This window comes from Fusobacterium varium, from assembly GCA_021531615.1.
Taxonomy (GTDB): Bacteria; Fusobacteriota; Fusobacteriia; order Fusobacteriales; family Fusobacteriaceae; genus Fusobacterium_A; species Fusobacterium_A varium_C.
Window position 1 is genome coordinate 14,908 of record JADYUE010000007.1, and the last position, 15,176, is coordinate 30,083.

Consider the following 15,176-nt stretch of genomic DNA (forward strand, 5'->3'; position numbering starts at 1 on the left):
TCCAACCTCAATAAAAAAAGCTACTATAAACCAATATAATTATTGATCTATAATAGCTTAATCTACCTCACTTTTATCAACACAACCTCTGATTGAGTTCCCACCCTAATAGGTGGACCCCATGTTCCATAACCTGAAGATACAACTACATTTGTATCTTGAAACTTTCTATAACCATAATCCAACTTAAAAATTCTCTTAGTAAATAGACCACCTGGGAAAAACTGCCCCTTATGAGTATGCCCAGACACTTGCAAAAACACCTTGTTTTCAACTATTTCATCAATAGAATCTGGAGTGTGTTCCATATACAATACAGGTTTCTCCCTACTCTCCTTTAAAATCTCCCTCAATGGTTGCTTAGAGAAATTATCACGAGATGCCACATAGAAACTATCATCTATTAAAACTTTACTATCCCTTAAAACTGTTACATTTTCATAGCTATTTAACCTATTGGTAAACTCTTTAACTCCCCCACCATAGATATCATGGTTTCCAATATTGATAAAAACCCCATATTTACTTTTAATATTTTTAAAATTTTCAAGCATATTTTCTTCAATTACAGGCTTTAAGTGCATATCAATAGTGTCTCCAGCTACCAAAACAATATCAGGTTTCAAACTATTTACTATCTCAACTAATTTCACCATTGAGCTATTTCCATTGATATACCCCAGATGTATATCTGAAATCAAGACAATATTTAAAGGCTCTTTAAATCTCCCCTCTCCATTGATTTCATACTCCTCTACAACTGTACTCCACTTAAAATATGTCCCAACAATTAAGAGAGTTGCAACAGTAGGGATAACAAATTTATATAGGTTTATATCCACTCTATTTTTTAAAATAAGATTTCCACCAAAGGCAACTATATAGAGAAGTCCACTATATATAATAGTTGCCATAAAGTAATAGACTATATAGGATAAAATTTGATTAACTCCATATGAGAAGTTTGCAGAAAAATATCTGCTACGTATCACATAAAGATACATAAGAGAGCTTATACCTATTAAAATCAAGGTAAAAACTATTTTAAAATTTGTTGGGATAATGTGCTTTACTGTCATATATATAGTAAAACAGTTCCCAAGAAAAAAGGTTAATAATAGCATAAAAAAATAATTCATAATCTACTCCATTTTTTATTATTTAAACTATAATTTATCTAGCTAAGCTCAGTTATCTAGCACATCCCTATGTTTTGACAAAGTGCCTTTGTTATTTAACGATTATTAATCAAGTTTAGTTATCAAAACTTATATTTTAAATATCAGCTAAATTCCATGTCAAAGAATAAAGAGAAAGTAACACTCATCTGACTAAAATTCCGAAACTCGACTTCGTCTCAAACACGTCGGAATTTTTAGCGTCAGATTTCGTAACTCTCTCTAATATTCTTCTCCAAATTCCATTTTAGCTGATATTTGGGAAAGAAAAAATATATTATAGTTTTCTTATATAATTATATATAAAATATAATACCATTTAGAGTAGACTCTAAGTCAAGAATTTTTTTATTATAAAATAAAAATTGCACCCTCCATCTTAGCTGTCTAAGATTTTAGGTGCAATAAATTCTATTAAACCTTATTAAAGTTTTTTAATTCTGCTAACTCCTCTTCTATACTCTCAATATTTGCCTTCTCATCATTGATAGCCATAGCCATAAGAGTTCCCTCAACTATTGGAGCATCAGCAATTTTCACCTTTGCTCTATCATAGCTCTCATCAAGAAATTCCATAGCCATTTCACTATTTAAGATAGAACTTCCAATGTCACAGAATATTAAAACTCCCTCATTAGTATAAGCTTTCTCAATAGCATCTTTTATTCTCATAGGATCTGAACCTAGGTTACCACCCTCAGTTCCACTACCATTGATCACAGGGAAATCATATTTTTTCATCTCATTACATAGCTCAATAACTTCGTGAGCTAACTTTTCACTATGTGAAACGACTACTATTCCTACCATTTTTTCACCTCTATTTATTTAACTCTTCACAGATAGTTTTGATTATTAAGTATGAAGAAACAGATCCAGGGTCAAGATGCCCTATACTTCTTTCACCTAAATAGCTTGCTCTACCTTTAGTGGCAATAATATCCTTTGTAGAGTTCATTCCAATTTCCCCTTGAGCTAAAGCATCTTTAAAAGCCTCTTTAATATCCTTTCCACCTTCAACAGCAGATTTTAAAGCCTCATAAGCAGGGATTTGTGTATCTAGCATTGTCTTTTCTCCCTTAACTGCCTTACCTCTCATTTGAATACCTTTTATCATCTCATCCCAAATAGCCACTACATCATTTGCATCTATCTCATCCTTTTTCTTTAGATAAGCAGTTGCTTTCATAAGAGCAGTTGCATATAATGCCCCTGATGCTCCTCCAACATTTGACATAAGTAGCATAGTCATCTTATTGAAGATGTCAGCAGGTTTCATATCAGCCATTTTTGGTAGTTCAGCCTCAATCTTTTCAAAACCTCTAGCTAGGTTTACTCCGTGATCTCCATCTCCAATCTCTCTATCAAGATCAGTTAAGTAATCTTTGTTTTCAATAATTGTATCACTTACTTTTTTAATTATTTCTAGTAATTCCATCTGTTTTCCTCCTAAAATCTTTTGAAAGCTGGAGTATCAGCTTTAGCTTTTAACATCTCTTTCATTTCATCATCTAGTTTAACAAGAGTGATTGAGAATCCTCCCATATCTAGTGAAGTCATATAGTTTCCAACTACTGTATCAAATACTTTTATATTTTTTGATGCAAGAACATCAGCAACTCTATTGTTGATTATAAATAACTCAATCAATGTAGTTTCTCCAAGTCCATTTACTAAAACAGCAACTTCATCATTTTCAGCTAGATTTGATTCAGCTAAAAGTTTATCTAATAAGTAATCTACATGAGCATCAGCATTTTGCATCTTTTCTCTATGAGTTCCAGGCTCTCCGTGAATACCTAATCCAATTTCAACTTCATCTTCAGGTAGTTCAAAACTCATTTTTCCAGTTGTAGGAACATAGCAAGGTTTTAGTGACATTCCCATAGTTTTAGTTCTGCTTATAACTTTGTTTCCAAACTCCTCAAGTTTTTCAAGTGAATATCCTTTTTCAGCAGCAGCACCAACCATTTTATGTACAAGAACAGTTCCTGCAATTCCTCTTCTTCCTACTGTATAAGTACTGTTTTCAACAGCAATATCATCATTAACTATTATCTTTCTAACTTCTATTCCTTCCATTCCAGCCATTTCAGCAGCCATTTCAAAGTTCATTACGTCACCACTATAATTTTTAATGATTAGTAATACTCCAGCTCCACTGTCAACAGCTTTAATAGCCTCATAAACTTTATCAGCACTTGGTGATGTGAAAACCTCTCCAGCAACTGCAGCATCAAGCATTCCACAACCTACAAATCCAGCATGAGAAGGTTCATGTCCACTTCCTCCACCACTGATAAGAGCAACTTTCCCATCTTTCTTTTCTTTTCTAGCAATAACTGGTAAATCTTCTACTTGTCTCAATGAGTTAGGATAAGCTTTCAGCATTCCACTAACCATTTCATTTACAATGTTCTCAGGATTGTTAATCATTTTTTTCATAAAGTTTACCTCCGTGTATTTGTTATAAAAAAAGCTTAAAATAATCCCCCTGCATCTCTACAAGAAAATTATTTTAAGCCTCTCCATTCCACCTAGCTTTATTCAATTCTATAATAGAATTTTAATCTATTTTAGCCCCTTTGTCAATAGGACTAAAACAACTGAAAGAACATTTTTAAGATAGTTAGAACAGTTACAATTAAAAATATTGGTTTTATAAATTTGTTTCCCTTTAATATAGCACAGTGAGAACCACATTGAGCCCCTAAAAACATCACTATTGAAATAGGGATACCATAGTTTAAAAGAATCTTTCCATTTGCTAAAAACACTAAAAAACCTGTAATATTCCCAGCTAGATTCAATATTCTAGCATTTCCATTTCCATTGATAAAATCATATTTGAAAATTTTAATCAAGAAGAAAGCTAAAAAAGATCCTGTCCCTGGTCCTAAGAAACCGTTGTAAAACCCTATTACCAGTGCCATAATAGCCCCTTCAATTAGATTTTTCTTAGTCAATCCCTCAAACTCATTCTCCTGCCCAATCTTCTTATTAAATAGAGTGTACAGAAACACCAACACAAGAGCAATAAAAACAATGTAGCTTATAGATTCAGCCTTTGTACGAATAACAGCTTTTACCCCTATAAATGCCCCTGTAAAAGAGAAAGGCAAAAGATATTTCATAAGTGTCCAGTTTACCTTACCAGAACGAGCATAGTTTATACTACTTCCTATACTTGAGAAAAGCCCTGACATCTTGTTAGTTCCCAATGCCAGATGTGGTGGTAACCCAGATGCCATATATGCAGGAAGAGTAATCAACCCTCCTCCACCTGCAATAGAGTCTATAAATGAACCTAAAAAGCATAAAACTGCTAAAACTAAAAATTTTATTGTAAATAACTCCTCAAACATACGCCCCCCTAAAAATCCTATAAGTTCATGATACTTCTATGAACTAACTCACCATTGTTTTTTATTTTTAATATCTCTGCAAGAATTTCAATAGCTATCTCTTCAGGTGTTCCATCAGATATTTTTAAACCTATTGGAGCATAGATATTATCATTCCACTCTCCCAAATTCTCCTTTAAAGTAGTTATCTTTCTTCTACTTCCAATGATACCTATATATTTTGCCCCTCTATCTTTTACAAGATTCAGCACTTTTTCATCTAAAAGATGCCCTCTAGTAGCAATTACAATATATGTTTCCCCTGTGATAATCTCATTTTTTAAAATATCTTCAAAATCTCCTAAAGTCAATTCTGGACAATCTCTTTTTAACTCCTCTCTATCATCTATAATCTTTGTATTAAAACTTAGATTTTTACTGATATTGAATAGCTTTTGCCCTATGTGTCCAGCTCCACAAATCAAAAGTTTTGGACTTGGTGAGAATATCTTAACAACTCCCTTCATATTTCCTCCACAATTCATTCTTAACTCATCATCAGTTGTAAGGTTGTATGAAAACTCTCTACAAACCTCATCTGTATCCAACATCTCTCTAGTTGAATTTATCAGCTTATACTCAATATTTCCCCCACCAATAGTTCCAACTATTGAGTCTCTGAAAATTCCCATAATAGTTCCTGCTTTACGAGGTGTTGAGCCACTTGTTTCAGTTACAGTTACAAGTCCTGCCTTCTCCCCTCTATTCACCTTTTCGAATATCTCTTTTAAGATTTTCTCTTCCATATATTTATAGCTCCTTTAATACTATTTAAGTTGATTGTATATAGTTTCATTTATTAAAAATTTTAATTTTCAAAAACTTATATTTTTAATATCAACTAGCCTTCATACTAAAGAATTAAGAATTCCTATTGCTCATTTCGTATGGGTATCGCAGGAGTTCCACTCCTGCATCTCAAAAATAGTAGTCACTAAAGTTCCTCTATTTTTGGAACTCGACTTCGTCTCAAACACGTTGCATTTTCTTAACTCCATTTCGCTGAGGAATTCTAAAAAATTAATGTAATACAGGACTTCGCCTGTATCTCAAAAGTAATAGTCGTTTGCACTCCTTTACTTTTGGAAATTACGGCTTTAGTTGATATTGGGATATTATTTTTCCTTTTAAATATTTTTTATATGATAGATGTAGAAGTAGTTACTATTCCTTTTTTCTTCTTTAGATATAGTATGCTTTCCAATACTGCTCCACCAATATTTCTTGCCTTATCTGAAATAGTGAAACAATTGTCTTTTTCACTAATTCTAGGATCAATATCAGCTATTTTTAAACCTTTTTTCACCTTATATCCATCTCTAATAATTCCACGTAACACCCCAGAGATTGAGGCATAGATCTCATTGTCACCAACTACTGCTATAACATCCCCCTTCTCTACTACATTTCCAATCTTCTCAATATTTGTAATAACTCCAGAGTAGTCACTATAAATTACACGTTCTATTCCAACTCCTGCAATAATCCCAGGAACCCCTGTATTTTCACTAGCTCTTCCCTCTTCAATAATTCTACCAAGGTTGTGTCCTCTCATTGTTTCAATTACAATATCCACATCTTCAGGAGCAGAGAACCCAGGACCTAGAGCAATAGTTATTGGTGCCATACTTCTTTTTGTACCAAAGTTTTGTTTAGCCAAGATACCATCTACTACTGCCAAAGGTTTCAGCCTCTCAATCACTTTACCCCTTGAATCGATCATTACAGGAAGAACATCACTATCCCAGCACTCTTGAATCTCCTCATCATCAGTAACTAGCCTAGCTTTTATCCCCTCTATTTCAATCTCTTTCTCATATACTGCCTCACAAAAAGCAACCTTTCTTCTAATAGCTGAGGGAGTTTCAGTTTCCAATACTAGAACTTTAAAACCACTGCGATATAGCTTTTGTATAGCTCCACTGGCTATATCTCCTCCCCCTCTAACTATAACAATATCATCTGCATTTCTCATAATCTGCCTCTCTTTATAATTTAATCCTACTTAAAGGATAGTTTAGTTTTTACTTATTGTCAACTAAAAATAAAATAAAGATTATAAAGGTACAATTTTATTATAAAATTTTTTTTAAGGTATGGTATAATATATTAAATAGGAAGAAAAAGGGGGAAAATATGAAAAAATTAATTCCTGATGGAATAAGTGATTTTAAAACTTTAATAGAGAACAATTATTATTATGTAGATAAAACTCCTTTTATAAGTGAAGTAGGAAAGAATGTAGGAAAGACACTTCTATTTACTCGTCCAAGAAGATTTGGAAAAACTCTTAATATGTCAATGTTAAAATATTTTTTTGATGTAAAAGATGCTGAAGAAAATAGAAAGTTATTTAAAGGTTTAGCAATAGAAAATTCACCATATTTTAAAGAACAGGGAAAATATCCTGTAATTTTTATATCAATGAAAGATATAAAAGAAATGAGCTTTGATAGAGCTATTACTGAAGTAAAAAACTTATTAAGTTCTTTGTATAATCAATTTGAATTTATTAGAGAAAAGTTAAATGAAAATGAATTGATAGAATTTAACAATATTTGGTTAGAAAAAAATGATAATAATTTAAGAAAAGCTCTGTTAAATTTAGCTATTTTCTTACAAAAATATTATCAAAAGAAAGTTATAGTTTTAATAGATGAATATGATACTCCTTTGGTATCTGCTTATAGATATGGTTATTATAAAGAAGCTAAAAACTTTTTTAGTGGATTATATGGTTCTGTATTAAAAGATAATACAGTTCTTCAGATTGGAGTGATTACAGGAATAATAAGGGTTGTAAGAGCTGGTATATTTTCTGATTTGAATAACTTAAAAGAGCGTAGTATTTTAAATAAAGAGTATGATGAGTATTTTGGTTTTTTAGAGGAAGAGGTAAGAGATGCTTTAAAATATTATGAGATAGATTCTAAATTAGATGAAGTTCACTCTTGGTATAATGGATATAGATTTGGAGATACAAAAGTATATAACCCTTGGAGTATTTTAAATTTTTTATCTGAAAGGGAATTTAAAAGTTATTGGATAGATACATCAGAAAATTATCTTATAAAAGATATACTTAAAGGAGCAAATAAAAAAACTTTTGAAAAGTTGAATAGTTTATTATTTGAAAAAGAAGTAAAAGAAGAGATTACAGGAAAATCTACACTTCAAGAAGTACTAGAAGCACATGATTTATGGGAGTTGTTACTATTTTCAGGATATTTAACTATTGATAGGAAAATAGACAAGAATCTTTATATTATAAAAATACCAAATAATGAAGTTAAGGAGTTTTTTAGAGATAGTTTTATAGAGATCTCTTTTGGAACTAATCTGACTTTTAAAAATTTAATCGAGAACTTATTAAATAATGAAATAAAAGAATTTGAACAAGATTTACAAGAGATACTTTTAAAATATATGAGTTTTTATGATATTTCAAATATAGAAAAAGTATACCATAGTTTTATCTTAGGACTTATGATTCATCTTGAAGGAAGATATCATATAAATTCTAATGGAGAAAGTGGACTTGGAAGATATGATATAGAGATTGAGCCATTAAATAAAAATATGAGAGGATTTATTTTAGAATTTAAAGTTGCTGATAGTGAAGAAAATCTTGAGAAAAAGGCAGAGGAAGCTTTAGAGCAGATAAAAGATAAGAAATACTATATATCTCTACAAGATAGAGGAGTAAAAGAGATCACTTTTGTGGGTATGGCATTTTACAAAAAGCTTGTTAAAATTAAAAGCTTTTAGTTAAATTTTGATTTGTTTAACTTTTTTATAAAATTTGTCTTTTATAACCTTTATATTATTGTTATTTTATAAGTTTGTCTTTTATAAGTTGCAAAACTTTTTGCATTATATATTTCTATGGATAATTTAGGAGAGTTTCATACTCTCCTTATTTAATGTTCACTATCCATTTTTTTGTTATTAATAATAAAAATTATACCAAAAAAGATAAAAAAAAGATCATATTTTCCTGTTAAATAGAAAAATTCTTGACAGAAATCATATAATATAATAACATATTACTAAAAAAGTCCTAAAACAGAACCTTTTTGATTGAAAGTGATCAAATTGTTTTGTAGAAAAATGAAAAATAAGTTTTAAAATAAATACATACTTCAATAAGAATTAAGGAGGGAAAGAAAATAATGAAATTTAGCTATTACCCTGGTTGTACTTTAAAGACAAAGGCACAAGAGCTTGAAAAATATGGATTAGATTCAGCTAAAGCTTTAGGTGTAGAACTAGAAGAACAAAAAGAGTGGCAATGTTGTGGAGCTGTATATCCTCTAGGTTCTGATGAGATAGCCTCAAGACTTTCATCAGTTAGAAGTTTAGCTTCAGCACATTCAAAGGGAGAAAAATTAGTAACAATTTGTTCTGCTTGTCACCACGTTTTAAAAAGAACTAATGAAGATCTAAAAAAAGATGAAAATTTTAGAAGAAAAGCAAACAACTACTTAGAACTTGAAAATCAATATAATGGAGAGGGCTCTGTAATTCATTATCTTGAAATGTTAAGAGATGAAATCGGTTTTGATGCTATAAAAGAAAAGGTAACAAATCCTTTAAATCGTAAAATTGGAGCATATTATGGTTGTATGCTTTTAAAACCTAAAAAAGATATGCAAATGGATGATCCTGAAAACCCTACTATTATAGAGGATTTTATAAAAGTTCTTGGAGGGACTCCAGTAGTTTATCCATATAGAACAGAGTGTTGTGGAGCATATCTTGCAGTAAATAATAAAGAACTTACTGATAGAATGAGTGAAAAGATTACAAAATCAGCTATGGAAAATGGAGCAGAGGAGATAGTAACAGCTTGTCCTCTATGTAAATACAATCTTGAGCTTAGAGAGGAGATGTCAGTAAAATATTTTACTGAACTTCTAGCAGAGGCTTTAGGGGTAAAATAAACTGTTGGTTAGTTTGAGGAGGAGAAATTGGAAAGGGAAAAAAAGATTTTCAATAAAGATAAAAAAGATATAGCTCTAATAGAGGAGATCAGCAAAGAGAAGATCGTAGATTGTATGCAATGTGGAAAATGTAGTGCTGGTTGTCCTGCTACTGATGGAATGGATATACTTCCACATCAAATTATTAGATATCTTCAAATGGGAGATTTAGAAAGTGTAAAAAATAGTAAAACTATTTGGGCATGTGCATCTTGCTTTACTTGTGCATCACGTTGTCCTAGAAATGTTGATCTATGCAAATTGATGGAAGCAGTTAGATTGACAATAGTAAGAAGAAAAGATGAAAATAGATTAAAACCTGAAGATATACCTAGTTTAATGGCAGATAAGAAGATGCCACAACAAGCATTTATGAGTGCATTTCGTAAATATAGTAAATAGCTATTTTTGTAAGGAGGAAAGAGATTGCAAAGAGTTGGAGTTTTTGTATGCTGGTGTGGAAATAATATAGCAGGAACTGTTGATGTAGAAAAAGTTTCAGAAGCTGCTAAGGACATACCAGGAGTAGTATATTCAATAAATTATCAATATATGTGCTCTGAGATTGGGCAAACAATGTTAAAAGATGCAATAAAGGAGCATAACTTAACTAGAGTGGTAGTTGCTTCATGTTCACCAAGAATGCACGAAACAACATTCCGTAATGCTGCTGAAAAAGCAGGATTAAATCCATATCTTGTTGAGATTGCAAATATTAGAGAACACTGTTCATGGGTTCATAAAGATAAAGTAGAGGGAACAGCAAAGGCTATTTCATTGGTAAAAGCTGCTGTTGCAAAGGCACTTTTAAATGCCCCATTAGTTGCAGGAGAGAGCCAAGTTGAAAAGAGAGCTCTTGTAATAGGTGGAGGAATTGCAGGTATTCAAACTGCCCTTGATATAGCAGATGCAGGATACAAAGTTGACATAGTTGAGAAACAACCAAGTATAGGTGGAAAGATGGCTCAATTGGACAAAACTTTCCCTACACTAGATTGTTCAGCTTGTATCTTAACACCAAAGATGGTTGATGCTTCAATGCACCCTAATATCACACTACATACATATAGCGAAATAGAAGCTGTAAATGGATATGTAGGAAACTTTACTGTTTCAATTAAGAAAAAAGCTAGATATGTAGATATGGACAAATGTACAGGTTGTGGAATCTGTGTTGAAAAATGTCCATCAAGAAAAGCTGGAAATGAATTTGAAGAAAATCTTACAAATAGAGGAGCAATATATAAAGCATTTGCTCAAGCAGTACCTAATGTACCTGTAATTGATACAACTCAATGTATTAAGATGAAAACAGGTAAATGTGGAATCTGTGAAAAACTTTGTATGGCAAAGGCAATAGATTTCAATCAAAAAGATGAGATTATAGAACAAAAATATGGAGCAATAGTAGTTGCTACTGGTTATGATCTAATAGATCTTTCTAAATTTGGAGAGTACAACTATGATCATCCAAATGTAATTACTTCACTAGAGTTTGAAAGACTTACAAATGCTGCTGGACCTACTCACGGAAAACTTTTAAAACTTTCTGATCATACAAAACCTAAGAAAGTTGTATTTGTTCAATGTGTTGGTTCAAGAGATACAAGCGATAGAGGAAAACCTTATTGTTCAAAAATCTGTTGTATGTACACAGCTAAACATGCAATGCTATTGAGAGATAAATATCCAGATGTAGAAGCATATGTATTCTATATAGATGTAAGAACTCCAGGGAAAAACTTCGATGAGTTCCAAAGAAGAGCTGTTGAAGAGTATGGAGTGCAATATATAAAAGGTATGGTTGGTAAGGTATTCCCTCAAGGGGATAAACTTATGGTAAATGGTGTAGATGCTCTTACAGGGCAAACTGTTGTAATTGATGCTGATATGGTAGTTCTTGCAGCTGCTACAAGAGCTAAAGATGATGCAGTGGCATTAAAGAGAAAACTTAATATCAGTACAGATACAAACAACTTCTTTACAGAGGCTCACCCTAAATTAAAACCAGTTGAAACAGCTTCAGCAGGAATCTACTTAGCAGGAGCTTGTCAAGGACCTAAAGATATACCTGAAACAGTTGCTCAAGCAAGTGCAGCAGCAGCAAAAGCTATTATTCTTTTAAGCAAAGATAAACTTGTAACTAACCCTTGTGTATCAGCAGTTAATACTGATCTATGTAGTGGTTGTGGACAATGTGCTGAGATGTGTCCTTATGATGCTATCACATTAAAAATGACAGATTTAAGAGAGCATGGACAAGTTGTAAGAAAACTTGTGGCAACAGTAAATGAGGCTCTTTGTCAAGGTTGTGGAGGATGTACAGTTTCATGTCGTCCAGGAGCTATTGACCTTAAAGGATTCTCAAATAAACAAATTATGGCGGAGGTAGATGCAATATGTCGTCTATAGAAAAAGTTGAAAAAGAAGAATTTAAACCTCTAATAGTTGCATTTTGCTGTAACTGGTGTAGTTATGCAGGAGCTGACCTTGCAGGAACTAGCAGATTAAACTACCCTGCAAATGTTAAGATTATAAGAGTTCCTTGCTCATGTAGAGTAAATACTAACTTTATAATAAGAGCTTTCCAAAAGGGAGCAGATGGAGTGGTAATAGCAGGTTGTCACCCAGGAGATTGTCACTACTCAACAGGAAACTACTATACAAGACGTCGTTTCTCAATATTCATCAATCTTCTTGAGTATTTAGGAATTGAAAAGGAACGTTTCAAAATAGATTGGATATCAGCAGCTGAAGCAAATAAATTTGCAACAGTTATGAATGAAGTTTTAGAAAATGTTCATAGACTTGGACCAAATAAAAAGTTGAAGGACGGTAGATGGAAATAATGACTGATAAAATTAGAGAGATAGCTAAAGAAGCACTTTTAAGTAATAAAGTTCAGATGGTTATTGGTTGGGAAAAAGGGGATTTTTCTTTTGAGTCTACTCCTGTTTTTATAACTGAAGCAGAAAAAGCAGATTCTCTTGTTTTTGACAAATATTGTGTAAACAATCTAAGTAAATATCTGATAGAACAAACTAGAAAATATGAGAAAGTAGGAATCTTCTTAAAAGGTTGTGACTCTTTAGGATTTAATCAACTTTTAAGAGATAATAGAATAGAGAGAGAAAAAGTATATGTTTGGGGAATCCCTTGTATTGGAATGGTTGATTCTAAAAATCAAAAATATACTAAATGTGAAAATTGTCTTCACCCAAACCCAGTAGTTTATGATGAGCTTATAGGAGAAGAGGTTACTTCTTTAGGAGATCCAGAGGATAGATTTAGAGAGGTAAGAATCCTTGAAAATATGAGTGCTGATGAGAGATATGAGTTTTGGAGTAATGAGTTTTCAAGATGTATAAGATGTAATGCTTGTCGTAATATCTGCCCAGCTTGTAGCTGTGTAAAATGTGTATTTGACAATGATGATGCAAATGTATTAGGAAAAGCAAATACTGAAACTGAAAATGGATTCTTCCACTTAACAAGAGCTTACCACGTTGGTGGAAACTGTGTTGACTGTGGAGAGTGTGCAAGAGTTTGCCCTGCTCATATCAGACTTGATCTATTAAATAGAAAGATAATTAAAGATCTAAATGAAACTTATGGAGAGTGGGAAGCTGGAATGGATTCAACTACACCTTCACCATTGGTATCATACACTTTAGAGGATAAAGATAACTTTGCAGTGAAAAAAGGAGGGAAATAATGAAAAGAATTTTAAAAAGTAGATTGCCTGAATTATGGGAAGCTATAAACAGTAACTTCGATTTATTTCTTCCTATGGACAAAGGAACTTTAGTTAATTTTGGAGCTTATGAAGCTGATAAAAATATAAGATTAGATGTTTTAAAAACTAATTCATCAGTAAAAGAGTTTGTTTTTCCACAAACTGAAACATATTTGAAATTTAAACATAGCAAGAAGAAACTTGAGCTTACTCCAGTAGCTGTTGAGGGTAGAGAATATGTTATTTTTGGAGTAAGAAACTGTGATGCTGCAAGTTTTAAAATAATGGATAACATCTTTTTAAGACAACCAGTAGATACTTACTATAAAGCTCATAGAGATAGAGGAATAATAGTGACTTTTGCTTGTAACAATCCAGAAGAAACTTGTTTCTGTACAGCATTTGGAATAGATCCTTCAGAAGCATCTCCAGCATCAGATGTGGCTACTTGGGAAAAGGGAGATTACCTATATTTAGAAGCTAAAAGTGAAAAGGGAGAGAGATTATTAAACTCTGTTGTTATACTTTTAGAAGATGGAGATATGGCTGAGCTTGAGGAGTTAAAAAACTCTATAAAGGCGAAAGCAGCTAATCTACCTCTAAAAGCTTTAGATCCTAAGAAGATAACAAAGGCTCAACAAGAGATCTTTGATATGGAGGATTTCTGGGGGGATATTAGTAAAAAATGTCTAGCTTGTGGTTCATGTACATTTGTTTGCCCTACTTGCCATTGTTATGATGTAAAAGATTATGATGGTGGAAATAGTGGAGAGAGATACAGATGTTGGGACTCTTGCATGATTTCAGATTTTACACGTATGGCACATGGAAACCCTAGAACATCTCAACTACAAAGAGTTAGACAAAGATTTATGCACAAATTAGTATACTATCCTAAAAATCACGATGGAATATACTCTTGTGTAGGTTGTGGAAGATGTGTAGAAAAATGTCCAGTAGGTTTAAATATAGTTAGAGTAATAAAAAGATTGGGGGAGGAATAAGATGAGTTGTAGTTGTGGTTGTCACGATCATGATAACGATCCTTTAATGCCAAAAGTTGCAGTAATAACTAACATTAGAAAAGATACTCCTGATGTTACAACATTTAGAATAGAGAGTCCAGAAGGGGGAAAACCTTTTGATTTTATGCCAGGTCAATGTGCTATGATCTCAGTTCCACCAATAGGAGAAGCAATATTTTCTATCACTTCATCTCCTACAATAAAAGAGTATATGGAGTGTAGTATCAAAAGATGTGGAATAGTAACTGATTATATTCATCAACTTGAAGAGGGATCAGAAATAGGAATAAGAGGACCTTATGGAAATAACTTCCCAGTTGAAGAGCCTGATGTTTTAAAGGGAAAAGATCTTCTTTTCATAGCTGGAGGAATAGGACTTGCTCCACTTCGTTCAGTTATAAACTATGTAATGGATAATCGTGAAAATTATGGAAAAGTTGATATAGTTTATGGGTCACGTACTCCTGATGATTTAGTTCATCAAAATGATATATTTAATGTATGGCCAAATCAAAAAGATACAAAGGTTCACCTTACAGTAGATAGAGAGTTTGAAGGTTGGACAGGACATGTAGGATTTGTTCCAAACTATGTAAAAGAGTTAGGCTTAGATAATAATAAAGTAGCTCTAGTTTGTGGACCACCTATAATGATCAAATTTGTATTGCAAGGGTTAGAGGAGATTGGATTTAAGAAGGAGCAAGTATTTACAACACTTGAATTAAAAATGAAGTGTGGAGTAGGTAAATGTGGACGTTGCAATATTGGGGATAAGTATGTTTGTAAAGATGGACCAGTATTTAGATGTGACGAAATTCAAGAACTTCCAAATGAATATTAATTAAAGAAAT

At 32.2% G+C, this 15,176-nt stretch carries 15 protein-coding genes; 8 read left to right on the forward strand and 7 right to left on the reverse strand.

Annotated elements, in window-relative coordinates:
* Positions 1-62: 62 nt before the first annotated feature.
* The 7 genes from I6E31_04290 to I6E31_04320 form a co-directional block, all read right to left on the reverse strand.
* Positions 63-1,139, reverse strand: coding sequence for a metallophosphoesterase (locus tag I6E31_04290; GenBank protein ID MCF2639188.1), 1,077 nt, complete (start codon positions 1,137-1,139; stop codon positions 63-65).
* Between the two features lie 453 nt (positions 1,140-1,592).
* Entirely contained in the window at positions 1,593-1,988 is a 396-nt protein-coding gene (gene dhaM, locus I6E31_04295; GenBank protein ID MCF2639189.1) for a PTS-dependent dihydroxyacetone kinase phosphotransferase subunit DhaM, read from the reverse strand.
* Positions 1,989-1,998: 10 nt separating this feature from the next.
* Positions 1,999-2,616 (reverse strand): dihydroxyacetone kinase subunit L, encoded by a 618-nt coding sequence (gene dhaL / locus I6E31_04300; protein MCF2639190.1) that lies wholly within the window; start codon positions 2,614-2,616, stop codon positions 1,999-2,001.
* A gap of 11 nt (positions 2,617-2,627) precedes the next feature.
* Positions 2,628-3,623 (reverse strand): dihydroxyacetone kinase subunit DhaK, encoded by a 996-nt coding sequence (gene dhaK / locus I6E31_04305; GenBank protein MCF2639191.1) that lies wholly within the window; start codon positions 3,621-3,623, stop codon positions 2,628-2,630.
* A gap of 152 nt (positions 3,624-3,775) precedes the next feature.
* Complete coding sequence (locus tag I6E31_04310; protein ID MCF2639192.1) at positions 3,776-4,543, reverse strand: TSUP family transporter; 768 nt, start codon at positions 4,541-4,543, stop codon at positions 3,776-3,778.
* A 17-nt stretch (positions 4,544-4,560) separates the two neighbouring features.
* Positions 4,561-5,328, reverse strand: coding sequence for an XdhC family protein (locus I6E31_04315; protein ID MCF2639193.1), 768 nt, complete (start codon positions 5,326-5,328; stop codon positions 4,561-4,563).
* A gap of 392 nt (positions 5,329-5,720) precedes the next feature.
* Positions 5,721-6,557 (reverse strand): EF2563 family selenium-dependent molybdenum hydroxylase system protein, encoded by an 837-nt coding sequence (locus I6E31_04320; protein ID MCF2639194.1) that lies wholly within the window; start codon positions 6,555-6,557, stop codon positions 5,721-5,723.
* A 161-nt stretch (positions 6,558-6,718) separates the two neighbouring features.
* On the opposite strand from I6E31_04320, the gene I6E31_04325 reads away from it, so the two are divergent.
* The 8 genes from I6E31_04325 (at position 6,719) to I6E31_04360 (ending at position 15,166) form a co-directional block, all read left to right on the forward strand.
* Complete coding sequence (locus I6E31_04325) at positions 6,719-8,350, forward strand: AAA family ATPase (GenBank protein ID MCF2639195.1); 1,632 nt, start codon at positions 6,719-6,721, stop codon at positions 8,348-8,350.
* 404 nt (positions 8,351-8,754) lie between these two features.
* Entirely contained in the window at positions 8,755-9,525 is a 771-nt protein-coding gene (locus I6E31_04330; protein MCF2639196.1) for a CoB--CoM heterodisulfide reductase iron-sulfur subunit B family protein, read from the forward strand.
* Positions 9,526-9,552: 27 nt separating this feature from the next.
* Positions 9,553-9,966, forward strand: a complete 414-nt coding sequence (locus I6E31_04335; GenBank protein ID MCF2639197.1) for a 4Fe-4S dicluster domain-containing protein — start codon at positions 9,553-9,555, stop codon at positions 9,964-9,966.
* Positions 9,967-9,990: 24 nt separating this feature from the next.
* A complete protein-coding gene (locus tag I6E31_04340) occupies positions 9,991-11,976 on the forward strand; it encodes a CoB--CoM heterodisulfide reductase iron-sulfur subunit A family protein (protein MCF2639198.1) in 1,986 nt (661 codons plus the stop codon).
* Positions 11,964-12,413, forward strand: coding sequence for a hydrogenase iron-sulfur subunit (locus I6E31_04345; protein MCF2639199.1), 450 nt, complete (start codon positions 11,964-11,966; stop codon positions 12,411-12,413). The genes I6E31_04340 and I6E31_04345 overlap by 13 nt, the downstream gene beginning before the upstream one ends.
* Positions 12,404-13,279, forward strand: coding sequence for a 4Fe-4S dicluster domain-containing protein (locus tag I6E31_04350; protein MCF2639200.1), 876 nt, complete (start codon positions 12,404-12,406; stop codon positions 13,277-13,279). Before I6E31_04345 ends, I6E31_04350 begins: the two co-directional genes overlap by 10 nt.
* A complete protein-coding gene (locus tag I6E31_04355) occupies positions 13,279-14,304 on the forward strand; it encodes a 4Fe-4S dicluster domain-containing protein (GenBank protein MCF2639201.1) in 1,026 nt (341 codons plus the stop codon). The genes I6E31_04350 and I6E31_04355 overlap by 1 nt, the downstream gene beginning before the upstream one ends.
* A gap of 1 nt (position 14,305) precedes the next feature.
* On the forward strand, positions 14,306-15,166 hold the full coding sequence (locus I6E31_04360) for an FAD/NAD(P)-binding protein (protein MCF2639202.1): 861 nt from the start codon (positions 14,306-14,308) through the stop codon (positions 15,164-15,166).
* The last annotated feature ends 10 nt before the right edge of the window (positions 15,167-15,176 follow it).